The following is a 23898-nucleotide window of genomic DNA, read 5'->3' on the forward strand; positions in this document are numbered from 1 at the left end:
TTAGGGTGAGCTTAGTGCGATTTTCGTTATTTTTTATTCTTTTGATTTGGAGCTTTTGGGTTTCTGCTCAATCAAAAGATGTATTGGTTGTTCACTCCTATCACCAAGGCTTTTTCTGGACAGATAATTTTCAAAAAGGGCTGGCTACAGAACTTGATCGTGATGACCTTTCCTATCGAGTGGTGTACTTGGACAGCAAGCGTACTCAAAGTGAAGAGTACTTCGATAAACTCTATCAACTCTACCGTACTAAACTTGCCAGTGAAGAGTTCTCTGCTGTTGTCGTTAGCGATAACAACGCCCTCAATTTGATGAAACGGCTCGCCCCAGAGCTAAACGGTACGCCGATTGTTTTCGGCGGTATCAACAACTACTCTCCTGCCATGATAGAGGGTCTTAAAGCGACAGGGATAACCGAAGATATTGATATAAAAAGCAATGTTACTCTGATTCAGCGCTTACAACCTATGACGAACAAGATCTACATCGTTACTGACTTCTCTGTCACTGGGGAAGCGGTTCGCGCGCAAGTGGATCGCCATTTGGAACAGTACCCAAAACACGCTGATCTTATTGAGCACTACCAGCCTCGATCCTATAGTGAATTGGTAAACTTTGCGCAACAAGCGGACATGAACCAAAGCTTGTTGTTCTGGGTTTATTATAGAGATGCGAATGGCTACGTCAGCAATGACAGTGACTGGCGTGAACTGAACAAACTATCGAAAATGCCCATCTATATGGTGCATGACCTTGGCCTGGGTTTTGGCGCCATTGGTGGTGTGATTCAGAGTGGCTTGAGTCAAGGTCGTGAGACTGGACGTACTCTACGTCGTATTCTTGCCAACCCCGAGCAAGGGCTACCTCCTGTGGTTGAAGGCGCTGCTGAGGTTAAGCTCGATTACCAGCAACTCAACCGTTGGGGGTTGGGTGAACATAATGATCTCTCGGCAACTTTTTATAATAAACCTCAATCCTTTTTGGAGCGTTACCAAGATGAGATTCGTACATTAGGTCTACTATTTCTGGTCATGAGTTGTGTGATTGTGACCTTGATTTATTACATGAATCGCCTCAAAAAGAGTGAGCGTGATAGTCGTAAAAGTCAGATTTTATTGGAGTCTATCTTTGATCAGAGCTTGCAATTTATAGGCATCATTGATCGTGATGGCGTACTGCTTTCGAGTAACAGTAAACTGCATGAGCTGCTCTATAATCAAGGCTATCAAGTTGGTGCGCCCATCTATCAGCATCAGCATTGGGAAGACGCAGCGAGAGAGTCTCTGAAGAAGTATTTCGTGGAAGCGCAGTCATATACGTCACTGCGTTTTGAAGCCGAGGTGTGGTGCCGAGATAGCGGTGTCTTGGTGCTGGATATCTCACTAAAACCAATGCCAGATAGCGAATCCAATGAGCTGCATTTCCTGTTTGAAGCGCGCGATGTGACCTCTAGAAAACTGGCTGAAAATAAACTGTTCCAGCGTGAGGCGAATCTTAAGCTCTATTACGACAAACAACCCGTGATGATGATTACGCTGGATGAAAACAATCGCATTCAGCAGGTCAACCAATTTGCAGAGGAGTTGTTGGGTTATCCATTAAGCGAGCTACTTGGCCACCGTCCACGTGAGTTTTATGTCGATCGCAATGCCATGATTCCGCGTCAAATCCTCCTTCAACCTCAGCATAAGTCGTGTGGAGTATGGCGTCGTGATATTCAATATCGTCATGCCGACGGCAGTAAAATTTGGATTCGTGAAAATATTCGACCGCTGGTGGATTCAAATCAGCTGTTGATTGTCGGTGAAGACATCACAGAGACGCATGAACTGGCAGAACAGTTGGAGTACCAAGCTCGTTACGATTTGCTGACTCATACTTTCAATCGAAACCACTTTGAGCAAGAACTGCAGAAGGCGCTTAAAGAAATTGAGAGCCATATGCGCACTCACGCCATGCTGTATCTCGACCTAGACCAACTGAAAGTACTCAACGATACTGCTGGTCACGAAGCGGGCGATGCAGCGATTCTATTTAGCGCGGGCTTGCTTGAGAGCGTGCTGCCTTACAATGCAGTGTTAGCGCGCATGGGTGGCGATGAATTTGCGGTGTTACTCAAAGACTGTACTGAACGAGATGCCGTTAATGTGTGTCGCAGCATTATCGCAATGATGGGTGAAAACGCCTTCCTTTGGGGGGACATTCAACTCAATCTCACCTGCTCAATCGGTATACGTTTGATTGACCATACCGCAGCTTCTCCACAGATGGTGCATGCTCAAGCTGATGCGGCCTGCCATGCCGCCAAAGAAGAGGGAAGAAACCGCTACCACTTATACCATCAAGATGATGAAGATCTGCGTCGTCGCCACTTGGAGATGGAGTGTGTCAACTTAGTGCATGAAGCACTGGCTCATGATCGCATCGAGCTGTTTGCTCAGCGGATCGTTGGCTTAGATACACAGAGCGATCTGATGCATTTCGAAATATTGGTGCGAATCAAAAATCACAATGGTGAGTACATCTCCCCTGGGATCTTTATGCCGGCATCTGAGCGCTACAACATTGCTCACCTGATTGACCGACAAGTGGTGAGTCAAACATTATCTTGGCTAGAAGAGAGTGATGGTGTGATCGATGAATTGGGGATGTGCTCGATTAACCTTTCTGGTCATTCGATGGGTAACCGCGAGTTTGTTGAATTCTTAATTGATAGCTTAGAACAGTCAGCTGTGCCGTGCGACAAGATCTGCTTAGAGATCACTGAAACGGCAGCGATGAGTAATATGCAGCAGGCAATTAAGCTGTTTACGCAGTTGAAAGAGCTCGGCTGTATTATCGCTCTGGATGACTTTGGTTCGGGCTTGTCTTCATTTGGGTACTTAAAGAAGCTACCGGTTGATATTGTGAAAATTGACGGACTGTTTGTGCGTGATATTGATGTCAATGAAATGGACTATATCATGGTACGCTCAATCAACGATCTCGCCAAACAGATGGGTAAATACACGGTAGCGGAGTTTGTTGAGAACACCCAGATCCTCGATAAGCTTATTGAGCTGGGGGTTAACTACGCGCAGGGTTATGTCATTGGTCGTCCAAAGCCGTTGCCTGAGTTGGTCGCCAAGCTAAGGCAAGAACGTTTGCTTTCATGAATAATCACGACGATATATAACGATTAAGTCATCCCACATTACGTATTTGTGAGGCAATCAGGTAAACTGGTTGCCTCAACTGTTTTGAATCAGCGAGTCCTCTGGAGACCACCTTGCAACTACAACTGATTTGCGAAGACGCAAGCCAAATCGAACGCCTTAATGAGCTAGCATCACGCTGGCACCTTTCTCATGACGAGAACAGTGTATTTGCCTTGGTGCTCACCAATGAAAGACTTGAACTACGCAAAGTCGATGAGCCTAAGCTTGGCGCCATCTTTGTCGATTTGGTCGGTGGTGCAGTAGGACATAGGCGTAAGTTTGGTGGCGGTAAAGGCCAAGCTATTGCCAAAGCTGCCGGTCTGAACAAAGGTGCGACGCCAACCATTCTTGATGGTACAGCTGGCTTAGGGCGTGATGCATTTGTATTGGCGTCATTAGGCTGTAAAGTGCAGATGGTCGAGCGTCACCCTGTGGTTGCAGCTCTGCTTGATGACGGCCTGCAGCGCGCTAAGCAAGATGCGGATATCGGCACTTGGGTGAGTGAACGTATGAGCCTTATTCATGCATCAAGCCATGATGCGCTAGATAAACTGAGCGCCGACCCTGAATTTGCTCAGCCGGATGTTGTTTATCTTGACCCTATGTATCCACACCCAGAGAACAAGAAAAAGTCCGCTTTGGTGAAAAAAGAGATGCGCGTATTCCAATCCCTTGTGGGTGCCGATCTCGATGCGGATGGGCTATTACAACCAGCTTTGAAGCTTGCCGCGAAACGTGTTGTGGTGAAAAGACCCGATTATGCGGCTTGGTTGGATGAGCAAAAACCGAGTATGGCGATTGAGACTAAAAAGAACCGTTTTGATGTGTACGTAAAAGCATCAATGACTTAGCGGAAGGCAGAAAAATCGTTCCGTCAGAAATACGCTAAAACTGAATTTTTTGCTTGCGATAGCCGTGTTAGAGATGTATATCTAACTAAGAATTATTATTATTCTTAGCTGGGGTTGTAGCATGGCTAAACGCTTTTGTAAGTTAAATCGTCGAGACATTACTGAACATCTAGGCGAAATTCACCGCTTGGTGAGCGAACCTAAGTTTGTGTGTCGTTCGTGTGCTCGCTCGTCTGCTGACAAAGCGAACCTATGTAAGCCTGCAGCGATTCCACCGGTGAGTTGCCAAATTAAGCCAGACAGCGAAAAAGCGGCTTGCGGGCTGCTTGCTGAGGCAATAACTTCAGCGCCAGCCAATGTGCTTAGTCAAGAACCTCTCAACCTTGCAGCTTCCGCCAAACGTGCATCAAACAGCAAGTCGCAACTTGTTGTCAAAAAGATACAAGCTCAAAAGCGACAAGCTAAGAAAACCCAAACGATGAAGGCACAAGCAATTCAGACATTGGATATGCAGCTGTCACCGTCTTCTGAACTGCTGGATAAGAGTGAGCTAAAGCGCGCGAAGAAAGTGGCGAAAAAACAGAAGAAGTACAACAAAAAGCTGGCTAAGATGATCAAAAAGCAGCAAAAGCTGTACAAGAAAAGCCGTAAGCTGCAGAGCCAGTTGGAAAACATCAACCTGCAAGTTGATAGCACTGCTTTAGCAGTGAATAGCAGCTCAAAAGTGAGTCATATTCATTAGCCCTGCAGACATAAATAGAATTGAATTAAAAAGAGCGACCTGAGGTCGCTCTTTTGGGTTTTGCAACTGAGCTTTGTTTGCATTTAAGCTTTGTTCAGGCTCTGCTCAACACGCCTTTTAACCCACGTCTCATTCACCCACAGTGACAACAAGATAATCCCGCCACCAATCGACAGTCTCACCAGGTCTACATCACGGTTCCAAATGAGAATATTCACCACTAACCCAGCAGGCACCAGTGCATTATTCATTACCGCAAGTGCGCCTGCGTTGACGAGGCTTGCGCCCTTATTCCAGAAGAAGTAACCCAAACCTGAGGCGATTAAGCCAAGGTAGATCAAGATACCCCATTGAGTGGACGTCGTTGGCAGTTTATCGCTATTACCAAGCAGTAGGAAGGCCACTGACGCGACGCAGAATGCGCCAAGATAGAAATAACCAAACACGGTATGCTGTGGGAGTTCGACAGACTCTTGCTCCATAATGGTTTTATAGCCAACCTGACCAATGGCAAAACAGAGGTTCGCGCCTTGAACAACAAGGAAGCCCATTAGGAAGTTGTCATTAACACCTGCGAACTTAATGAACGCGGCACCGGCGACTGCGATTGCTGCTGTCACTAAATACCAAGGCGAGAACTGACCTTTTAAGAAGTCATAAATCAGGGTGACGTAAATCGGCGTGAAGACGGTGAACAACAGCACCTCTGGGACTGAAAGCAGTAAAAACGACTGATAGTAGAAGCAGTACATCAAGCCAAGCTGTATGCCGCCAATCGTCATCAATTTCGCGATCAGTTTTTTTGAAATGCCTCGAAACTTCAAGAAAGGAAGGAAGACCAGTCCGGCAAGCGCGACGCGCATCCAGACGGAAAACCATGAATCAACCTGACCCGCGAGATAAACCCCGATCAGGCTGAAAGAGAAGGCCCAAAGAAGGGTAACACCAGATAAATAACGCATAACAATAATTCGTAGTAAAAGTATGCGCTTATGTTACCCAACTGTAATCAATTAGTCTTCTGGATCCCGTAATGGAATGACCAGCATATCGACTGGGGTGGCGTTGATCAGTTGGCGAGTCGAAGACAGCAGCTTACTCCAAAAATCTTGATGGTGACCACAAACCACGAGATCGACATTGTACTCTTTGATGGTATCGCACAGCTCATGGCTGAGGTCCCCGCTGCCCACTAAGGTGTGGGTGATTGGGTATTGCGCGTGCTCAGCAAAGTCACTCAATTGAATACGAGAAGCTTCCATCGCATTGTGTTGGGTTTCGGCCATGTTGATATCAATTAGCCCTGTATAGAGCTCTGCATAGTTGATATCGATGTGGATAAAAGAGACTTTGGCATCCAGCGGTTTAGCTAGTGCGACTGCTTTGTCTACGATCAGTTTACTGTCGTCAGATAAATCGACGGCGACCAAAATATGTTTGTAACTCATACCGCTATCTCCTCACTCATTGTCTAGTTAAAGATTAGCACTAAGGTTGGTGTTTTTTTGTTGAAGTGATCTCATATCCACTCTCTTGCGTAGGATTACATCAAAATGACGGTTAATTAATAGCCTGCGAGATATTCATAAAATAGTGATATAATGGGGAAAACGAAGGCGTAACTAGGAGACGTAAATGCTGTCTACAACTATGGTTGAACAACTGAATGAGCAAATTAATCTAGAATTTTTCTCATCCAATCTATACTTACAAATGAGTGCTTGGTGTGAAGATAAAGGATTTGAAGGAGCAGCAGAGTTTTTACGCGCTCATGCAGTGGAAGAGATGGAACATATGCAGCGTTTGTTCACTTATGTGAGTGAAACAGGAGCGATGCCTATTCTAGGTGCAATCGAAGCACCAAAGCATGAGTTTGAGAGCCTAGGTGCTGTTTTCCGCGAGACTTACGAACATGAGCAGATGATCACAGATAAGATCAACAAACTGGCTCACGTTGCTTTCAGCACACAAGATTACTCTACCTTTAACTTCCTACAGTGGTATGTCGCTGAGCAGCACGAGGAAGAGAAACTGTTCAAAGGTATTCTGGATAAGCTAGAGCTTGTTGGTGAAGATGGCAAAGCCCTATTCTTTATTGATAAAGACTTAGCGCAATTGGCAAAAGATGGTTCATCTTCAATTATGGATGCTCCTGCAGCGGTATAAGCTGTAAGAAAAAGCTCTGATTGTCTTTTTCTTTTGAGTAGCCTGTGAGGGTGTAGGGAGGAAAGGATGATCAGTGGCGATACTATTCTACTAGCATTGATGGTTGTGACCTGCGTTAACTTGGTTCGCTATGTTACGGCACTCAGAAAACTCATCTATATCATGCGCGAGGCGCACCCGCTTTTGTATCAACAAGTCGATGGTGGTGGTTTCTTCACAACCCACGGCAACGTGACCAAGCAGGTGAGGCTATTTAGCTATATCAAGAGTAAAGAGTACCATCACCACCACGATCCGGTATTTACTGGTAAATGCGATAGAGTAAGAGAGTTATTCATTTTATCTGTCTCTCTACTGGGTGTAACGTTACTAGCGGCATTCTTGGTTTAAACCAGTGTGATGTAATAGGTAGAGTACCCAAAAGATGCATGGCATTGCGCCCTATGTGAGCGCGATGTAGGCAATTGCAAAGTTAAAATTTGACGCTAGAATAGCGAGCAAAGAGTAAGGATGTGCTGATAACGCGCATCCTTTTTTATTGGTAACGTCACTGGTATAGGAAGTACTGAGTGATGACTGGGTAAGATTAAGCAGAACACAATGAGTGAAAAATTTGATGTCATCGTAATTGGCGCAGGTGCCGCTGGCCTAATGTGTGCCGCAGAAGCGGGCAAACGAGGTCGACGCGTGCTGGTGGTCGATCATGCCAAAAAGCCAGGTCGAAAAATTTTGATCTCGGGTGGCGGTCGCTGCAATTTCACTAACTACGACGTGTCTGCTAACAACTACCTGTGTAATAACCGCCATTTCGTTAAATCAGCGCTTTCTCAGTACACCAACTGGGACTTCATCTCGATGGTGAGCAAATACGGCATTGAGTTCGAAGAGCGCGATCATGGACAGTTGTTCTGTGTGAATGAGCATACGGCGAAAGACATCGTCAGCATGCTGCTCGCAGAGTGTGATGACGCTGGTGTTCAACAGCGCTACCGCTGTGATGTTCACTCGATAGAAAAAATCGAAGCAGGCTTTCAGCTGCACCTGAATACCGAGCAAGTTGAGTGTGAATCTTTGGTCGTTGCTACCGGAGGCTTGTCGATGCCGAAACTGGGGGCGACGCCATTTGGTTATAAAATCGCTGAACAGTTTGGTTTGTCTGTCATGCCAACCTGTGCCGGTCTTGTGCCTTTTACTCTGCATAAAGAGGATAAAGAGGACTTTGCTGAGCTATCTGGTATTGCGATCCCTGCAGAAATCACCGCGCAAGATGGTACTCTGTTCAAAGAAGCGCTGCTGTTTACTCACCGTGGTCTATCAGGCCCTTCCGTTCTGCAAATCTCCTCTTTTTGGAAAGCAGGTCAAGCGGTCTCAATTAACCTAGTCCCTGAAGCGGATGTGGCTGAACTGCTTGAGCGCTCACGTGAGAAACACCCAAATCAAAGCTTGAAGAATACGCTGGCAAAAGTACTACCCAAACGTCTGGTAGAAGCTCTAATTGAACGTAAAGAGCTGCAAGACAAACCACTCAAGCAATTCAATGAGAAGCAACTGGCCGCGATCACCGAGCATCTAGAAAACTGGAAAATCGCGCCAAATGGTACTGAAGGCTACCGTACTGCAGAAGTAACCTTGGGCGGTGTTGATACTGATCACCTGTCGTCAAAAACGATGGAGTGTAAGACCGTACCAGGCTTATACTTTGTTGGTGAAGTGATGGATGTTACCGGTTGGTTGGGAGGCTATAACTTTCAATGGTGTTGGAGCTCTGGTTTCGCAGCAGGGCAGTGGGTATAGCGGTCTAATAGCACAGTCAAACGGAAATCTGCACAATACGTTGAAGTGATGGGCAAAGCCGATGGAAAGGTTTTTTGCTCATCTGCTTAGCTCTCATACTCTCTTCTTTTTACCTCAAATGATAGGTTTAGGTCATCGAATAATCAGCGCAACTCATTATTTAATAATAAGTATTTCAGTTTCAGGTGAGAGTGAATGCGAGACTCTTGACTTAGAACAGAAGAAATATGATTTAATATGGCGATAATGGCGTTTATAATTTATTGAGTAAACAAACGGATGTAATAGGTATTGCTGAATGCAAATTAAAAAAATGGACGCACCGATCGATATGCAAATAGGGGCCAGATTTGATACCAAAAATCATGGCTACGTCACCGTTATCGAATACTACAATACCCACACTGTTATCGTTGCGTTTGAAAATACAGGTAATATTCGAGCTATTACAGCTGCGAAGCTACGTAGTGGTCAATTATCAGATCGATCTGTCCCACCTCAATCCACGTTAGTAGGCGAAACCATTCAATCTCCTAAGCACGGTATTCTGACAATTACAGCGGTAGAATCTGGAAATATCGTAGTAATGGCAAATAGAGAAGGTGAAGAAGTTCGCATGCTGCTTGCTGCAGTACAAAAAATGCGAGACCGTGAAGAAGAGGATATTTCTGATAAAGAACAACCTAAAATGCCAACATCTTTAAGCGCTCTGACCAAAAGAAATAAAAAGACCAAAGACGTTAATAGTCTGCTTAAAAAAATGCTGACCGATTATGGAAAATAACCTTAATTTTAATATTTAACTCTTGTCATATACTCAGATCACACTTTATATATCTTCTAATATTATTCGCCAGACTTATATAAATCACCTAGTAACTCTTAAGTAGTATCGACGATTAAATCGTCTTTTTCTTTATTTTAATGAGACCTGCATCACAAGGTCATTTTGATTTTGTGATGGTGATCTATTCTGTTTTTGGGGCTTTTCGATACTATTCTGATCAACAAATAAACGGAGACAATATAGTTTCCTATTAAAACCCTACAGAGATTTATATTATGAAAAAGATTATGGTTGTGTGCGGAAATGGTCTTGGTACTTCTTTAATGATGGAGATGGCGGTTAAAGAAGTTGCAGGTAAAATTGGTTTGGAAGCAGAAGTTGATCATGAGGATTTATCTTCTGCAGCATCAAGCACGGCTGATATTTGGGTAGCAGCAACGGATGTAGCTAACCAGTTATCAGAAGCAGGTAAAACAAACATTGTAAGCCTAGCAAATATCTTTGATAAAGCTTCAATTGAAGAGCAACTAAAAACTTTCATGTAAGGAAGTAAATAATGGCTAATTTCTTTGAGTTCATGCTTGGCTTATTAAAAGAGCCAGCAATTATGGTCGGATTAATTGCTTTTATTGGCTTAGTTGCTCAAAAAGCAGATGTTTCTACCATATTAAAAGGCACCATTAAAACTGTAATGGGTTTCCTAATTTTAGGTTTCGGTGCTGGCGCTCTTGTGGGTGCGTTAAATAATTTTTCGGTAGTATTTACTGAAGCATTCGGTGTGAGTGGTGTTATTCCGAATAACGAAGCCATTGTTGCATTAGCACAAGAAGCCTTCGGCTATGAAATGGCATTGATTATGTTCTTTGCTTTCGTTGTGAATATTCTATTGGCTCGGTTCACACCGCTTAAGTTTATATTCTTAACCGGTCATCACACTATGTTCATGTCGATGCTCGTGGCGGTAATTCTATCGACAGGTGGTATCCAAGGCACGCTACTGGTTGCGATGGGCTCTGTGATAGTGGGCTCTCTGATGGTGATTATGCCGGCACTTGCTCAGAAGTACACTGAGAAAGTGATGGGCACCGATCAGCTGGCTATGGGTCACTTCTCGACTTTCTCTTACCTAGTGTCTGGTTATATTGGGAGTAAGTTTGGTGATACATCGAAGTCGACAGAAGACATCAACGTGCCTAAGAGTTTGATGTTCCTTCGTGATACGCCAGTCGCTGTTGCAACAACCATGGCTATCTTCTTCATGTTCGCATCTATCTTTGCAGGCCCAACCTTTGTTGAGTCGGTATCTGGCGGTCAAAACTGGATTGTATTTACTTTCATGCAGTCGCTTGTGTTTGCTGGTGGTGTGTACATTGTTCTGCAAGGTGTGAAGATGTTGATTGCTGAGATTGTCCCAGCATTCAAAGGTATTTCTGACAAACTGGTTCCGGGTGCACGCCCAGCTCTTGACTGTCCGATGGTATTCCCAGTTGCGCCTAACGCGGTATTGATTGGCTTCTTGTCTTCATTCGCTGCTGGTCTAATTGCAATGGGCATTCAAGGCATGTTCGATTGGACTATCATTGTCGCGGGTGTTGTTCCTCACTTCTTCGTAGGCGGCGCTGCGGGTGTTTACGGTAACGCAACAGGTGGTCTACGTGGTGCGGTGTTAGGTGCCTTCACTCAAGGTCTGTGTATCTCGTTCCTACCAATGCTACTGCTTCCAGTACTAGGTGGTATGGGGCTTGAAGCAACAACGTTTGCTGACTTCGACTTCGGTGTTGTTGGTCTGATTCTAGGTTGGATTGTGTCATGAGTATTTTAAAACTAACGGGCGATAACATTGTTATCTCAACAGAAGAAAATCTAACGGTTGATGCCGCACTAGAGATTACTTGTTCAAAACTCATTGAAAGTGGCAAGGTAGAGCAATCTTACCTAGAAGCGATTCAACAGAAACACAAGGATATTGGCGCATATTATGTGTTGGCGCCAAAGATTGCGATGCCACACGCTCGGCCTGAAGACGGTGTGAATGAAGCTTGCTTGCAGGTGACTGTGTTTAAAAACGGCGTTGACCTGGAGTCAGAAGATAATGGCGAGGTGTACTTCTCCATTACTCTGGCGGCGATGGATTCAGATAGCCACATTCAGACAATCATGGCGCTCTCTGAACTGTTCCAAAACGATGATGATATTGATGCCATCATCGCTGCGAACACCAATAAAGAGATTGCCGATATCCTGGCAAAATACTGATTATTGGCTCCTGCCCCCACTTGTCAAAAGGCCCTCATAACGAGGGCCTCAGATTGCTGACGAACCCCACTTTTTGAAGTGGGGTTCTCTTTTTCGAGCGGCCGTAGGCCGCGATCGCGATATTTTTTTATTATGCGAAGTTTGGAAGAGCCCAACACTTAAATTGGCATCTAGACGCCATAATTTGACGTATTTGGGACATATTTAGCCCTATTTTTTGTAAATAGCTCACCACCAAGGCTATCTTCTTGATGTTTTGAGCGGCAGCTGCCAACCAACATTGCATTTGCACTTTCGAGAGCCCGCGGAAGCGGGCATAACGGTGACCATGGTGCTGCTTAGCGTCGGCGAAGCTCCGCTCTACCGTCTCACTTCTTCGCCTATACGTCTTTTTCCATAAGGTGAGAGCCGCATTTGGTTGGCTCTATCCATCGCGTCCGTATAGATGTGTCTTGTAATGACTTTCTTCATATTTTTACTTTGCGTACAGTCATCTCTCATTGGACAGAACGCACACTCTTTCGGGTCGGAGTGATACTCACGATACGCATCTCTAGACGTTGTTTTATAGATGAGCTCTTGACCGTTAGGGCAGCGGTAACTGTCTCGCTCTTCATTGTAGATGAAGTGCTTTTTCTTGAACGCATTCTTTGTTCTCGATGGTCTGCGATAACCGAACACGCCCAAGATATTTCGACGCTCTAATGACTCAGCGACTGGCGCAGTGAAGTAGCCCGCGTCGAGTCCAACGGCGATTGGATTAAGGTTAAATTGCTCTAGGGTATAGTCCAGACGCTTCACATAAGGTTGAGAGTCATTGATATTACCTGCTGTGACATGGGTATCTAAGATAATGCCATGCTGTCCATCCACTGTACGGTGGTCGAGATAGAAGAAGCCTTGGGGCTTATTATCTCGAGTCATGAAGCCACTTTCCGGGTCGGTAGTACTCGTTTTGGTGTTCTTAGTTTTAGGCTCAGCGGTACGTGACTTTAGAGGTTTCTTACCCTCTTTCTCTCGGTCTAGCGCGACATCTTCATCGAGCATATCAAGATAAGCACTGGCGCGAACCTTAGTCACTTTGTTCGTGTGCTTATTTTTGTTGGCATTGGCTTTTAGGTGCGTGCTGTCAGTAAATAGTTCTTGGCCTGCGACCAAACCTTTCGCCATTGCCTGCTCTACGATATTGATAAAGATACGCTCAAACACATCGGTACCATTAAAGCGGCGAATACGGTTTTGGCTGAGTGTCGATGCATGGATAACTTTCTCTGTCAGTGACATACGCAGGAACCATCGATAAGCGACATTGACTTCAATCTCTTTCACGAGTTGTCGCTCGCTTTTTATTCCGAAGAGGTAACCAAGCAGGATGATTTTAAACAGGCGTACAGGGTCAACAGGTGGGCGACCGTTGTCTTTACAGTAGAGGTGAGCGACTTCATTACGGATAAACTCGAAGTCGATGGCTTTATCTATCTTACGAACTAAATGGTTCTGAGGAACGAGCTGTTCCATGGTGACCATTTCGAGTTCATATTGTTGAGGTGAAGGCTCTTGAAGCATAGTGAGATATCCATATTTCGATACCCCTATTAGATCAAAGGTCTAGCTTGAAAGCTAGACCTTTGTCAGCAGTCTGAGGCCCTCATAACGAGGGCCTTTCCTTTATCATTTCTATCAAATCGCGACTGATCGAGTTATTTAGGCGCTTTTGCCCTTAGATAGTTTGAGTTGTTGAATCACTAAACCGGTAATGATCAGCACCAAACCGAATAAAGTGGATGGATGAATTTCTTCACCTATGATGGATGCGAGAAGCATTAATGAGATAAACGGTGATGCAAAAATCAGATTACTGATACGCGCAGTGTTATTGGTGGATTTAAGTGCTGATAGCCACAACACAAAGGTAATCCCCATCTCAAACAGGCCAACATAAGTGACGGCCATCCAGCCCTTAGCTGTGATCTGACTAAAGCCTTGCCCTTCATACAGAGTTAAGCCAATTGCAAAAGGCAGTGCAACTAAGAAGCCGAGCAATACACCCACCACGGGATCGGCTCTGTTTTTGGTGTTTAAGATCCAGTAACCCGCCCAAAGCAGTGTTGATAACAGCGCTAAACCAACGCCGAGTGGACTATCAAACTGCATCCCCAACACATCGCCCTTGGTCGCGATCACAACCACACCTAAGTAGCTGAAGGTACAGGCCACCCAGTCTTGCTTGCGAATCTTCTGCCCCAAGAAAACAGCCGCCATTAAGGTCAAGGTGATCGCCCAACTGTAGTTGATCGCTTGAGCTTGAGAAGCAGGGAGCAGGTCGTAAGCTTTAAAGAGAATCAGATAATAAGCCAGCGGATTGACGAGGCCGAGCAGTAAGTAATACCAAGGGTTAGCAAAAAAGGTAGTAGAGAGCTGAGAAAGCTTGCCTTGGAAGTAACAAATAACGATCAGAGCAATCGAAGAGACAACGCTGGCAATAGTCAGCATTTGAATCGGTGAAAACTCAGCTAAGGTTAGCTTAAAAGCGGTGGCTACCGTTGACCAGAGTAGTACCGCGGAAAGGCCAAAACCGAGGGCGCGACGTTCGTTCATAAAAGCTCATCAAGTTGAATAAGGCAAAGGTGGAAGCTTAGTCTATATGTCGAAATTTAATACGGCAAACTGGACATTTATCCAGTATCAAAATACCATTTAATGAGTTATCTCCAATTAGGCTAAGTTACTACCATGCAATGGATTATCGATCACCAAACGACCCTTATCGCAGCCGCTTCAACCGCGGTAATCAGCGGTAGCCTTGTGGGTTGGTGGATTAAGCAGAAACTTTTATTCCAACAGCAGCTTTTAGAGCAGCAGTTGAAGTCTGATCGTCAGTTGCATGAGTCGCAAACTGCCCAGCTAAAGGCCTCATTAGCAGAGGCTCAGCAAGAGCTTGATGAGCTCGATGATGAGCGTGACAAAGCTGCTTTTGAGCTTAAGCAAGCCCACGGTAAGGTCATGGCGGCGATGGAGAAATTGCGTTATTTCGAAGCGGTAAAACAAGAGCGCCAGCAGTACTTTGATGAGATTAATAGTCTTAAAGATCAAAAATCTGAGCTTGAAGCCGAGTTGCGAGAGCAAGAAGCGCGTCACGACCAAGAGAACCTTGCCAACCACGAAAAGCTGCAGCTTTTAGAGCAAGCCGAAACACGTTTGAAGCAGCAGTTTGAACATCTTGCTAACCAACTCTTTGAAGCGAAAACTGCAAAAGTCGATCAGCAGAATAAGCAGAGCTTAGAGGGGCTATTATCTCCACTCAGAGAACAGCTTGAGGGCTTTAAGAAACAGGTTAATGACAGCTTTAGTCAAGAAGCCAAAGAGCGTCACACCTTAGTTCATGAGCTCAAGAACTTGCAACGCCTGAATGAAAGCATGACGCGAGAAGCGGTTAACCTGACTCAAGCGCTTAAAGGCGATAATAAACAGCAGGGCAACTGGGGTGAAGTGGTACTGGCGCGCGTACTCGCAGAATCCGGTCTGCGAGAAGGGCATGAGTATCAAACTCAGGTCAATTTACAAAATGAAGCGGGCAAGCGCTATCAACCCGATGTGATTGTTCACTTACCTCAAAACAAACAAGTCATCGTGGATTCGAAAATGGCGCTGGTGGCGTATGAGCGCTACTTCAATGCAGAAAGCGATGCTGAGCGTGATGTCGCATTGCGTGACCATTTAGTCTCATTGCGCGCGCACATTAAAGGTTTGAGTCAGAAAGATTACCATCAACTGAAAGGCATTCAGAGCCTCGACTATGTATTGATGTTTATTCCTGTCGAGCCTGCATTCCAAGTGGCGATTCAGGCCGATCCAAGCCTAGTCAAAGACGCGATGGAGCAAAATATTATTCTGGTTAGCCCAACCACTTTGTTGGTGGCACTACGTACCATTGATAATCTGTGGCGCAATGAGCGTCAGAATCAAAATGCGCAAATCATCGCTGAACGTGCAAGTAAATTGTACGATAAGCTGCGTTTATTCGTCGATGATATGGAAAGCCTTGGTGGGGCGCTGGACAAAGCAAACCAAAACTATCAAGGGGCGATGAATAAGCTCGCAACTGGGCGGGGTAACGTGATTCGTCAGGCCGAGAGCTTCAAACAGCTAGGGGTTGAGGTGAAAAAGCCAATTGCCGTTAGCCTGACAGAGCTCGCGCAAAACGAGGCTTTTTCAGAAAATGCCTCGTTAGTAGAAAGACAACCCGCTGAGGATAAAGTAAACTAATCGACCGCAGCGCGTTCAAAGGCTTATTGCGCTGCCATTGAGGACTTACCAGGGTAGAGAACAGCATGACGGACACCAGTGTGCAAACAAATACAGTAGTAGAATCAGAAACCACACACTTTGGTTTTGAGACAGTCGCAAAAGAAGAGAAAGTTGCGAAAGTTGCAGAGGTTTTTCACTCTGTAGCTGCGAAGTACGACATTATGAATGACCTGATGTCAGGTGGTGTTCACCGTCTATGGAAGCGCTTTACCATTGATTGCAGTGGCGTGCGCCCAGGTCAACGCATTCTAGACCTTGGTGGTGGTACTGGCGACCTAACCGCAAAATTCTCGCGCATTGTGGGCGAGAACGGCCACGTAGTCCTTGCTGATATCAACAACTCGATGCTGAATGTGGGTCGTGACAAGCTGCGTGATAGCGGTATTGTTGGTAACGTTCACTACGTTCAAGCGAACGCAGAAGAGCTGCCATTCCCAGATAACTACTTTGATTGCATTACTATCAGCTTCTGTCTACGTAACGTAACAGACAAGGACAAAGCACTTCGTTCCATGTTCCGCGTGTTGAAGCCAGGCGGTCGTCTATTGGTATTGGAGTTTTCTAAGCCAGTACTTGAGCCACTTTCAAAAGTGTACGACGCCTACTCATTCCACCTATTGCCGAAGATGGGTGAGATTATCGCGAATGATGCAGACAGCTACCGTTACCTTGCTGAGTCGATTCGTATGCACCCAGACCAAGAAACGCTGGAAGGCATGATGCAAGAAGCGGGCTTTGAAAATACGAAGTACTACAACCTAACCGGCGGTATTGTTGCGCTACACCGCGGTTATAAGTTCTAAGACAGAACTCAAGTAAAATCGACAACGAATTATAAGATACAACGGATAGGTTTCGGCTTATCCGTTTTCAAAGGTAAGGACAGTCATGCCATTTGACTCACTAGTAACGGCGGTTATCGAAACCTCTTTAAATACACTCGTCAACGACGACCCCGATTTGGTGCGTCGTTTATCGCGTTTAAAGGGTCAGATCATTCAGGTGAACCTTAAAGAGCTCAATAAGACTCTGACATTTGTGTTTAGCCAACAAATAGACGTATTAGCAGACTACGAAGGGCAACCAGACTGTTACCTCTCTTTGAATTTATCTGTGCTTCCTGAGTTACGTGAACAATCGAACATCACGAAGCTGATCAAGCAGGATAAGCTGATCCTTGAAGGTGATATTCAGTTAGCGCAGAAGTTTGCTCAACTGATGACCGACTGCAAACCCGATCTTGAAGAGTGGCTATCACGCGTGACCGGTGATGTCGTGGCGCACACACTAGTGCAAGGCGCGAAGAACGTTGGTGGCATTGTCGCGTCTCAAGCCAATAAACACCAAAATCATTTCGCACAAGTGCTTACGGAAGAGTGGAAGATCGCTCCTGCACCGTTAGAAGTCGCACATTTCTGTGATCAGGTTGATGATGTGAAAAGCGCAGCAGCTCGCCTTGAAGCCAAATTGAACGCTCTATTGGAGAAAGCATGACGCTGGCAGAACTGAAACGTCTTTATCATATTATTAAGGTACAGTTAGAGTACGGCCTTGATGAATTGATGCCTGAGCACCAGTTGACCAAAGCGCCGCTGCTGGCAAGAAAGTCTCTTTTTTGGCTTAAAAATCGTCATCAAGACAAAGAACTGGGTCATCGCCTACGCTTAGCATTGCAAGAGCTTGGCCCTGTGTGGATTAAATTTGGTCAGATGATGTCGACACGACGTGATCTGTTTCCTCCGCACATCGCTGATCAGTTAGCCCTGTTGCAAGACCAAGTCGCGCCGTTTGACGGTGAGTTAGCCAAGCGCGATATGGAAAAGGCGTTGGGCGGCAGTTTAGATAACTGGTTTACCGACTTTGACATTAAGCCATTGGCATCCGCATCCATCGCACAGGTGCATACGGCAAAGCTCAAAGATTCGGGCCGTGAGGTGGTACTTAAGGTAATTCGCCCTGATATTCGCCCTGTGATTGATGCAGATCTAAAACTGATGCACCGAATGGCGAGTATAGTCGCCAAGTCGCTTCCTGAAGCACGTCGTTTAAAACCGGTTGAGGTGGTGAAAGAGTACGAGAAAACGCTACTCGATGAACTCGACCTAAGACGCGAAGCGGCGAACGCAATTCAGCTGCGTCGTAATTTTGAAGGCAGTGAAGAGCTGTATGTTCCGGAAGTGATACCGGATCTGAGCAGTGAAACCTTGATGGTCTCTGAACGCATCTACGGTATCCAAGTCTCGGATATCCCAATGCTGGAAGCCAATGGCACCAACATGAAGCTGTTGGCGGAGCGCGGCGTTTCCGTGTTCTTTACCCAAGTGTTTCGTGACAGCTTCTTCCATGCGGACATGCACCCGGGTAACGTATTCGTAAACCCAGAGAATCCAGACAATCCACAATGGATTGGTCTAGATTGCGGCATTGTTGGAACGCTAAACAGTGAAGACAAGCGCTACTTGGCAGAGAACTTATTGGCTTTCTTCAACCGAGATTATCGCAAAGTGGCGGAGCTACATGTTGATTCAGGTTGGGTACCACACGACACTAACGTTGATGATTTTGAGTTCGCGATTCGCATGGTGTGTGAGCCGATTTTTGCCAAACCTTTGGGTGAGATCTCATTTGGCCATGTGTTGCTAAACTTATTTAATACGGCAAGGCGTTTTAATATGGAGGTTCAGCCTCAGCTGGTCCTTCTACAAAAGACCTTACTGTATATTGAAGGGTTGGGGCGTCAGCTATACCCACAGCTGGATTTGTGGGAGACAGCAAAGCCTTTCCTAGAAACTTGGATGATGAACCAAGTGGGTCCGCAGGCAGTGATTAACGCTGTTAAAGACCGAGCGCCTTTCTGGGCAGAGAAGCTGCCGGAATTGCCGGAGCTGCTTTATGACAGTTTGCGCCAAGGTAAAGCGATGAATCAACGAATGGATCAGCTTTATCAAGGTTATAGAGAAAGCAAACGTCAGCAAGCGACGGGTAAATTTTTGTTTGGCGTTGGAGCAACTTTAGTCGTATGCTCCGCAATATTAGTTTCAAGCCCTTACCAGCAGTTATCTATGGGCTGTGGCATCGCAGGTGTCACATTTTGGCTGCTAAGTTGGCGAGCTTACCGTCGTTAAGCGGTAGACTTCCTTAATAATTTTTTGTAGACAGACCCGAGGACAATGACAATGGGTGGAATCAGTATTTGGCAACTTCTAATCATTGCTGTAATCGTAATCTTGCTGTTTGGAACGAAGAAGCTACGCGGTATGGGTGGTGACCTAGGTTCAGCAGTAAAAGGCTTCAAGAAAGCAATGAATGATGAAGAGCCTGCAAAGAAAGATGCAGACTTTGAACAAAAAAACATTGAACAGCAGAAGACTGACGCAACTGCTGAAACTAAGAAAGACAAAGAGCAGGCGTAAGTCGTGTTTGATATCGGTTTTTGGGAACTGGTATTAATATCTGTCGTCGGGTTAGTTGTTTTAGGACCTGAGCGTTTGCCTGTGGCAATTCGTAGTGTCTCCAAGTTTATTGGATCGGCGAAAAGCATGGCGAACAGTGTGAAAGATGAGCTTTCACATGAACTTAAGGTACAAGAGCTGCAAGAAAACCTACGGAAGGCTGAGCAAATGGGGATGGAAGATCTCTCTCCTGAGCTGAAAAAGTCGGTGGATGAATTGAAGCAGGCGGCTGCTGAAGTTCAACGTCCATACGCTAAGCCTGAGTCTGATAAGCCAAGTGAAGCTCAAACGAGCCACACCGAGACTGCGGATCATGAATCACTTCAGGTCAACAGTGAGGCATCAGCCACGCCAGATAAAAAAGCCGAATAGTCTCGCAAGGAGGAGTCGCGAAGTACTTAAACTGATAAGTATACGTGCGGCTCCTTTTCGATCGTCCTTATTAAGAGGTTTGATATGTCTTCGACTGAGCAGACACAGCCTTTAATCAGTCACTTACTAGAGCTTCGCAATCGTCTACTACGTGCTATTGTTGCCGTAGTGGTGGTGTTTCTAGGGCTGATTTATTTTGCCAATGACATCTATGAATTTGTCTCGGCTCCTTTGGTAGAGCGCCTACCAGAAGGGGCGACCATGATCGCAACCGATGTGGCTTCACCGTTTTTTACACCGTTGAAGTTAACGCTAGTTGCCTCTATTTTTGTCGCCGTTCCATTTATCTTGTATCAGGTTTGGGCCTTTGTTGCGCCTGGCTTGTATAAGCACGAGAAGCGATTGATCATGCCGCTAATGGCATCGAGCTCACTGCTGTTCTACTGTGGTGTTGCCTTTGCGTACTTTGTGGTGTTTCCGTTGGTGTTTACCTTCTTCACCACTATCTCTTTGGGACAGGTTGAGTTTGCAACAGATATCTCTAGCTACTTAGACTTCGTACTGGCGTTGTTCTTGGCTTTTGGTATTGCCTTTGAAGTACCAGTGGCCATCATCCTACTATGTTGGACGGGAGCAACGGATCCAAAGTCGCTTTCAGAGAAACGTCCTTACATCGTGGTGGGTGCCTTTGTTATCGGTATGATGCTGACACCACCAGATATGATTTCTCAAACTCTACTGGCTATTCCGATGTGTATTTTGTTTGAAGTGGGCCTGTTTTTTGCTCGTTTCTATGTACGCAAAGAGGAAGAAGATGAAGTGGAGTCGTGAGCTTTTCACGCAATTAATGCTTAAAAGTCAATTGTTGAACCCTTAAGCAAAAAGCGGCCATAGTGCCGCTTTTTCCGTTTTATTATTATCGAATTTTTAACACGTAGCCACAGTTCTGACAGATATAAATCTCTTTAATACCAATGATTTTATGCCAAAAGGTTCGATGTTGACGTTGTAAGTGTTGTGCATGGTCACACATAATCAACCACCTCCATATGCAGAGGGGTGATATTAGACCGATTGAGCTGTTAACTCAAATGGAAAGTGTGATTTTATAATATTTTCTTATGGTATGGTGGTCTATAATTTAAACAGCTGTTTGGCATTGTGAGTTGTGATCATATCGACTTCTTCCACTGTAATACCTCGTAAGTCTGCAATTCGTTTTGCGACAAGTTCTGTATAAGCTGGCTCATTGCGCTTGCCGCGGTTTGGCGTTGGTGCTAGATACGGGCAATCTGTTTCTAAGATGACGAGATTCATATCGAGGTGTGGAATCACCTTGTCCATACCTGAGTTTTTGAAGGTAGAAACGCCCCCCAAACCTAAGTGGAAACCGAGCGCGTTGATCGCTTGAGCCTCCTCTAAGCTGCTACCAAAGCAGTGGAATACACCACGAAGGCTGCCATCTTGTTGTTGCTTCAATAGAGCTAACGTCTCTTCAATCGAATCTCGGGTGTGGATAACCACCGGTAGGTCGAGCTCTTTAGCCCACTGCAGTTGAGTAACAAAGGCGTACTCTTGCTCCGCTTTGTAGGTTTTATCCCAGTAGAGGTCGATACCAATTTCACCCACGGCGATAAAATCGTGCTTGTCGAACCAGGCACGGATAGTTTTCAGTGTATTTTCAATATTTCCATCAACATAGCACGGGTGAAGCCCCATCATTGAGCGGCAAACTTCAGGAAATTGGCGCTCGGTTGCGAGCATAGGTTCGATAGAGTCGAGGTCGATATTAGGGAGAAGAATGCGATCAATGCCTTGGGCTAGCGCGCGTTGAACGACTTGATCTCGGTCGTTATCAAATTCACTAGCGTAGATATGGGCGTGAGTATCGATCATGGTTGTGTCCTGAAAAGCTGAAGAAACGTGTTGCCAAGAGTATACGGCAGTGTGAGGAGAAGGTCATTTTTTGCCATTTATCCCGGTTTTTACGGGGGATTTAGGTTTTACTGCTAGCGTCTTTAGCTAGCGGTGATATGCTTTTGCCAACTATTTTGCACTTTTTATAATCTAGGTAGTTGTTTACCTAGGCTAGGCAAGGAGAATCACGTGTCTGTATCTATTCAAGGTCAGTTCCCAGGTCGTCGTATGCGTCGTATGCGTAAACACGACTTCAGCCGCCGCTTAATGGCAGAAAACCAGTTATCAGTGAATGACTTAATCTACCCAATGTTCATTCTTATGGGTAAGGACCGTCGTGAAACGGTTGAGTCTATGCCGGGCATTGAGCGCCTTTCAATTGACTTGATGTTGGAAGAAGCAGAATACCTTTCTCAACTTGGGGTGCCTGCAATTGCACTGTTCCCTGTCGTTAACCAAGACGCGAAAAGCCTATGTGCCGCAGAAGCACATAACTCTGAAGGTCTGGTGCAACGTGCTGTGCGTGCGCTGAAGGAGCATGTGCCAAATATCGGCGTGATTACCGACGTAGCGCTAGACCCATTCACGACGCATGGTCAAGACGGCATCATTGATGAAGATGGTTATGTGATGAACGACGAGACAACCGAAGTTCTGATCAAGCAAGCTCTGTCTCACGCAGAAGCTGGTGCTGATGTGGTTGCACCATCAGACATGATGGATGGTCGTATTGGTAAGATTCGTGAAGCTTTAGAAGAAGCGGGTCACATTCATACTCAAATCATGGCGTACTCGGCTAAATACGCATCGTGCTACTACGGTCCATTCCGTGATGCCGTCGGCAGTGCATCAAACCTGAAAGGTGGTGATAAGAAAAACTACCAGATGGATCCGGCTAACAGCGATGAAGCGATTCACGAAGTGGCGATGGACCTGAATGAGGGTGCGGATATGGTGATGGTGAAACCAGGTATGCCTTATCTAGACATTGTTCGTCGTGTTAAGCACGAGCTGCAAGCACCAACATTTGCATACCAAGTGTCTGGTGAGTATGCGATGCACAAAGCCGCGATTCAAAATGGTTGGCTGAAAGAGCGCGAAACAGTACTAGAATCTCTGTTGTGCTTTAAGCGCGCCGGTGCGGATGGCATCCTGACTTACTTCGCTAAAGATGTGGCTGAGTGGTTAGCAGAAGACGATGCTCAAGCAGCACAGTTTCTAAGAAACAAATAGTCGTCGAGACTAAGGTGTGTTGATCTTTCGAACAAAATTTAACCACGAAAGGTCAACACGCCCTAATCATAAAAGGCCAGCCATCATGCTGGCCTTTATTCGTTTTTAGGAGATTTAAAATGACCGTTGTGGTTCGAGAGGGGACATTGGAAGAGTGCGTGGCTGTCGTACAGCAGATCGATGAGTTCAGCCACAAAGAGAGTGTTGAATCGCTTTCAGCTCGTCTACAAAACAAAAAACAGTTGGTACTCGTTGCAGAAGAGGATGGGCAGCTGCTCGGTTTTAAAATTGGTTATCAGTTAGATGAACACACTTTTTATAGTTGGTTTGGTGGAGTCTCTCCTTTAGCTCGAAACAAAGGCGTCGCGCAGCTTCAATTGGATTTTCAGGAGCAATGGGTACGAGATCAGGGCTATAAACAGCTAAAAGTGAAGTCTAGAAACCAATTTTCTTCGATGTTGAGATTGCTATTGAGAAATGGCTATATGATAGAAAATTTCGAACAAAAAGAAGACATTAAAGAGAATAGGCTGCACTTTGTGAAGCAGATATGAGATGACGTTTTGATGATAATTACAATTAAATGAGATTTATTATCATTTAATTGTTGACTATCAAATGAGAATCATTATTATTAACTGCGTCTTAGGGAATGAGGAAATGTTCACAAGGATGTTTAGTAACTGAGTGCTACGCTGAGTTACCAACAGAATTCTCGCGAACTTAAACTAAGTTCTTTTTGACACGACATTGCTCACATTGCTTCCAGTGTAATTTATAGCTTTTTGGTTAAGCTGTGGTATTCAATTGAATAGCTTCACCG

24 protein-coding genes are annotated in these 23898 nt (G+C 45.4%); 19 read left to right on the forward strand and 5 right to left on the reverse strand.

Going from position 1 to position 23898, the window contains the following annotated elements; genetic code table 11:
* The first annotated feature begins 14 nt into the window (after nt 1-14).
* The 3 genes from AC6I7V_RS00290 (at nt 15) to AC6I7V_RS00300 (ending at nt 4790) form a co-directional block, all read left to right on the forward strand.
* Nucleotides 15-3155, forward strand: a complete 3141-nt coding sequence (locus AC6I7V_RS00290; protein ID WP_498011092.1) for an EAL domain-containing protein — start codon at nt 15-17, stop codon at nt 3153-3155.
* A 113-nt stretch (nt 3156-3268) separates the two neighbouring features.
* A complete protein-coding gene (locus AC6I7V_RS00295) occupies nt 3269-4048 on the forward strand; it encodes a class I SAM-dependent methyltransferase (protein WP_255231745.1) in 780 nt (259 codons plus the stop codon).
* Nucleotides 4049-4169: 121 nt separating this feature from the next.
* Nucleotides 4170-4790 carry a hypothetical protein gene (locus AC6I7V_RS00300; protein WP_498011093.1) on the forward strand — a complete coding sequence of 207 codons (621 nt, stop codon included), beginning with the start codon at nt 4170-4172 and terminating at the stop codon, nt 4788-4790.
* A gap of 83 nt (nt 4791-4873) precedes the next feature.
* On the opposite strand, the gene AC6I7V_RS00305 is transcribed toward AC6I7V_RS00300, so the two are convergent.
* Together AC6I7V_RS00305 and uspA are read right to left on the reverse strand one after the other, a co-directional pair.
* Nucleotides 4874-5752, reverse strand: coding sequence for a carboxylate/amino acid/amine transporter (locus AC6I7V_RS00305; protein WP_261882339.1), 879 nt, complete (start codon nt 5750-5752; stop codon nt 4874-4876).
* Between the two features lie 51 nt (nt 5753-5803).
* Nucleotides 5804-6238 (reverse strand): universal stress protein UspA, encoded by a 435-nt coding sequence (uspA, locus tag AC6I7V_RS00310; RefSeq protein WP_255231742.1) that lies wholly within the window; start codon nt 6236-6238, stop codon nt 5804-5806.
* 187 nt (nt 6239-6425) lie between these two features.
* Between uspA and ftnA the strand changes: the two genes are divergently transcribed.
* The 7 genes from ftnA to AC6I7V_RS00345 all read left to right on the forward strand — a co-directional run bounded on the left by ftnA (nt 6426) and on the right by AC6I7V_RS00345 (nt 11793).
* Complete coding sequence (gene ftnA / locus AC6I7V_RS00315) at nt 6426-6956, forward strand: non-heme ferritin (protein WP_255231741.1); 531 nt, start codon at nt 6426-6428, stop codon at nt 6954-6956.
* A gap of 66 nt (nt 6957-7022) precedes the next feature.
* Nucleotides 7023-7346 carry a universal stress protein UspB gene (gene uspB, locus AC6I7V_RS00320; RefSeq protein ID WP_255231740.1) on the forward strand — a complete coding sequence of 108 codons (324 nt, stop codon included), beginning with the start codon at nt 7023-7025 and terminating at the stop codon, nt 7344-7346.
* Between the two features lie 210 nt (nt 7347-7556).
* Nucleotides 7557-8750 carry a BaiN/RdsA family NAD(P)/FAD-dependent oxidoreductase gene (locus tag AC6I7V_RS00325; RefSeq protein ID WP_498011094.1) on the forward strand — a complete coding sequence of 398 codons (1194 nt, stop codon included), beginning with the start codon at nt 7557-7559 and terminating at the stop codon, nt 8748-8750.
* A 313-nt stretch (nt 8751-9063) separates the two neighbouring features.
* Entirely contained in the window at nt 9064-9534 is a 471-nt protein-coding gene (locus tag AC6I7V_RS00330; protein WP_498011620.1) for a hypothetical protein, read from the forward strand.
* 278 nt (nt 9535-9812) lie between these two features.
* Nucleotides 9813-10082 (forward strand): PTS sugar transporter subunit IIB, encoded by a 270-nt coding sequence (locus AC6I7V_RS00335; protein WP_032551053.1) that lies wholly within the window; start codon nt 9813-9815, stop codon nt 10080-10082.
* A gap of 11 nt (nt 10083-10093) precedes the next feature.
* Nucleotides 10094-11350, forward strand: coding sequence for a PTS ascorbate transporter subunit IIC (gene ulaA / locus AC6I7V_RS00340; protein WP_032551054.1), 1257 nt, complete (start codon nt 10094-10096; stop codon nt 11348-11350).
* Nucleotides 11347-11793: a PTS sugar transporter subunit IIA gene (locus tag AC6I7V_RS00345; RefSeq protein WP_255231736.1), complete on the forward strand. Its 447-nt coding sequence runs from the start codon at nt 11347-11349 to the stop codon at nt 11791-11793. The genes ulaA and AC6I7V_RS00345 overlap by 4 nt, the downstream gene beginning before the upstream one ends.
* 130 nt (nt 11794-11923) lie before the next feature.
* On the opposite strand, the gene AC6I7V_RS00350 is transcribed toward AC6I7V_RS00345, so the two are convergent.
* Both AC6I7V_RS00350 and AC6I7V_RS00355 read right to left on the reverse strand, forming a co-directional pair.
* Nucleotides 11924-13359 (reverse strand): IS1182 family transposase gene (locus AC6I7V_RS00350; protein WP_498010706.1). Its coding sequence is split into 2 segments (ribosomal slippage): nt 11924-12186 and nt 12186-13359, totalling 1437 coding nucleotides; the frame shifts between segments, so codons are not numbered across the junction.
* Nucleotides 13360-13497: 138 nt separating this feature from the next.
* Nucleotides 13498-14391: a DMT family transporter gene (locus AC6I7V_RS00355; protein WP_255231735.1), complete on the reverse strand. Its 894-nt coding sequence runs from the start codon at nt 14389-14391 to the stop codon at nt 13498-13500.
* Between the two features lie 135 nt (nt 14392-14526).
* On the opposite strand from AC6I7V_RS00355, the gene rmuC reads away from it, so the two are divergent.
* The 7 genes from rmuC (at nt 14527) to tatC (ending at nt 20756) form a co-directional block, all read left to right on the forward strand.
* Nucleotides 14527-16059, forward strand: a complete 1533-nt coding sequence (rmuC, locus tag AC6I7V_RS00360) for a DNA recombination protein RmuC (RefSeq protein ID WP_255231734.1) — start codon at nt 14527-14529, stop codon at nt 16057-16059.
* A gap of 65 nt (nt 16060-16124) precedes the next feature.
* Nucleotides 16125-16904: a bifunctional demethylmenaquinone methyltransferase/2-methoxy-6-polyprenyl-1,4-benzoquinol methylase UbiE gene (gene ubiE / locus AC6I7V_RS00365; protein ID WP_261882341.1), complete on the forward strand. Its 780-nt coding sequence runs from the start codon at nt 16125-16127 to the stop codon at nt 16902-16904.
* Nucleotides 16905-16989: 85 nt separating this feature from the next.
* Nucleotides 16990-17595 (forward strand): ubiquinone biosynthesis accessory factor UbiJ, encoded by a 606-nt coding sequence (locus AC6I7V_RS00370; RefSeq protein ID WP_372064421.1) that lies wholly within the window; start codon nt 16990-16992, stop codon nt 17593-17595.
* A complete protein-coding gene (gene ubiB, locus AC6I7V_RS00375; protein WP_498011095.1) occupies nt 17592-19226 on the forward strand; it encodes a ubiquinone biosynthesis regulatory protein kinase UbiB in 1635 nt (544 codons plus the stop codon). The genes AC6I7V_RS00370 and ubiB overlap by 4 nt, the downstream gene beginning before the upstream one ends.
* A gap of 51 nt (nt 19227-19277) precedes the next feature.
* Nucleotides 19278-19514: a Sec-independent protein translocase subunit TatA gene (gene tatA, locus AC6I7V_RS00380; protein WP_032551065.1), complete on the forward strand. Its 237-nt coding sequence runs from the start codon at nt 19278-19280 to the stop codon at nt 19512-19514.
* A 3-nt stretch (nt 19515-19517) separates the two neighbouring features.
* Nucleotides 19518-19925: a Sec-independent protein translocase protein TatB gene (tatB, locus tag AC6I7V_RS00385; RefSeq protein ID WP_255231730.1), complete on the forward strand. Its 408-nt coding sequence runs from the start codon at nt 19518-19520 to the stop codon at nt 19923-19925.
* A gap of 84 nt (nt 19926-20009) precedes the next feature.
* Nucleotides 20010-20756, forward strand: a complete 747-nt coding sequence (gene tatC / locus AC6I7V_RS00390) for a twin-arginine translocase subunit TatC (RefSeq protein ID WP_255231729.1) — start codon at nt 20010-20012, stop codon at nt 20754-20756.
* 303 nt (nt 20757-21059) lie between these two features.
* Here the strand turns inward: tatC and AC6I7V_RS00395 are convergent, their stop codons facing one another.
* Complete coding sequence (locus AC6I7V_RS00395; protein WP_255231728.1) at nt 21060-21821, reverse strand: TatD family hydrolase; 762 nt, start codon at nt 21819-21821, stop codon at nt 21060-21062.
* Between the two features lie 210 nt (nt 21822-22031).
* Between AC6I7V_RS00395 and hemB the strand changes: the two genes are divergently transcribed.
* Together hemB and AC6I7V_RS00405 are read left to right on the forward strand one after the other, a co-directional pair.
* Complete coding sequence (hemB, locus tag AC6I7V_RS00400; RefSeq protein WP_150870538.1) at nt 22032-23075, forward strand: porphobilinogen synthase; 1044 nt, start codon at nt 22032-22034, stop codon at nt 23073-23075.
* 119 nt (nt 23076-23194) lie between these two features.
* Entirely contained in the window at nt 23195-23629 is a 435-nt protein-coding gene (locus tag AC6I7V_RS00405) for a GNAT family N-acetyltransferase (RefSeq protein ID WP_255231726.1), read from the forward strand.
* Nucleotides 23630-23898: the final 269 nt, after the last annotated feature.

It is taken from the genome of Vibrio sp. KUL70, from assembly GCF_059725515.1.

Coding starts and splice junctions, on each gene's coding strand:
- AC6I7V_RS00300 (WP_498011093.1), top strand. CDS start 4,170: ATGGCTAAACGCTTTTGTAAGTTAAATCGTCGAGACATTACTGAACAT.
- AC6I7V_RS00305 (WP_261882339.1), bottom strand. CDS start 5,752: ATGCGTTATTTATCTGGTGTTACCCTTCTTTGGGCCTTCTCTTTCAGC.
- uspA (WP_255231742.1), bottom strand. CDS start 6,238: ATGAGTTACAAACATATTTTGGTCGCCGTCGATTTATCTGACGACAGT.
- ftnA (WP_255231741.1), top strand. CDS start 6,426: ATGCTGTCTACAACTATGGTTGAACAACTGAATGAGCAAATTAATCTA.
- uspB (WP_255231740.1), top strand. CDS start 7,023: ATGATCAGTGGCGATACTATTCTACTAGCATTGATGGTTGTGACCTGC.
- AC6I7V_RS00325 (WP_498011094.1), top strand. CDS start 7,557: ATGAGTGAAAAATTTGATGTCATCGTAATTGGCGCAGGTGCCGCTGGC.
- AC6I7V_RS00330 (WP_498011620.1), top strand. CDS start 9,064: ATGGACGCACCGATCGATATGCAAATAGGGGCCAGATTTGATACCAAA.
- AC6I7V_RS00335 (WP_032551053.1), top strand. CDS start 9,813: ATGAAAAAGATTATGGTTGTGTGCGGAAATGGTCTTGGTACTTCTTTA.
- ulaA (WP_032551054.1), top strand. CDS start 10,094: ATGGCTAATTTCTTTGAGTTCATGCTTGGCTTATTAAAAGAGCCAGCA.
- AC6I7V_RS00345 (WP_255231736.1), top strand. CDS start 11,347: ATGAGTATTTTAAAACTAACGGGCGATAACATTGTTATCTCAACAGAA.
- AC6I7V_RS00355 (WP_255231735.1), bottom strand. CDS start 14,391: ATGAACGAACGTCGCGCCCTCGGTTTTGGCCTTTCCGCGGTACTACTC.
- rmuC (WP_255231734.1), top strand. CDS start 14,527: ATGCAATGGATTATCGATCACCAAACGACCCTTATCGCAGCCGCTTCA.
- ubiE (WP_261882341.1), top strand. CDS start 16,125: ATGACGGACACCAGTGTGCAAACAAATACAGTAGTAGAATCAGAAACC.
- AC6I7V_RS00370 (WP_372064421.1), top strand. CDS start 16,990: ATGCCATTTGACTCACTAGTAACGGCGGTTATCGAAACCTCTTTAAAT.
- ubiB (WP_498011095.1), top strand. CDS start 17,592: ATGACGCTGGCAGAACTGAAACGTCTTTATCATATTATTAAGGTACAG.
- tatA (WP_032551065.1), top strand. CDS start 19,278: ATGGGTGGAATCAGTATTTGGCAACTTCTAATCATTGCTGTAATCGTA.
- tatC (WP_255231729.1), top strand. CDS start 20,010: ATGTCTTCGACTGAGCAGACACAGCCTTTAATCAGTCACTTACTAGAG.
- AC6I7V_RS00395 (WP_255231728.1), bottom strand. CDS start 21,821: ATGATCGATACTCACGCCCATATCTACGCTAGTGAATTTGATAACGAC.
- AC6I7V_RS00405 (WP_255231726.1), top strand. CDS start 23,195: ATGACCGTTGTGGTTCGAGAGGGGACATTGGAAGAGTGCGTGGCTGTC.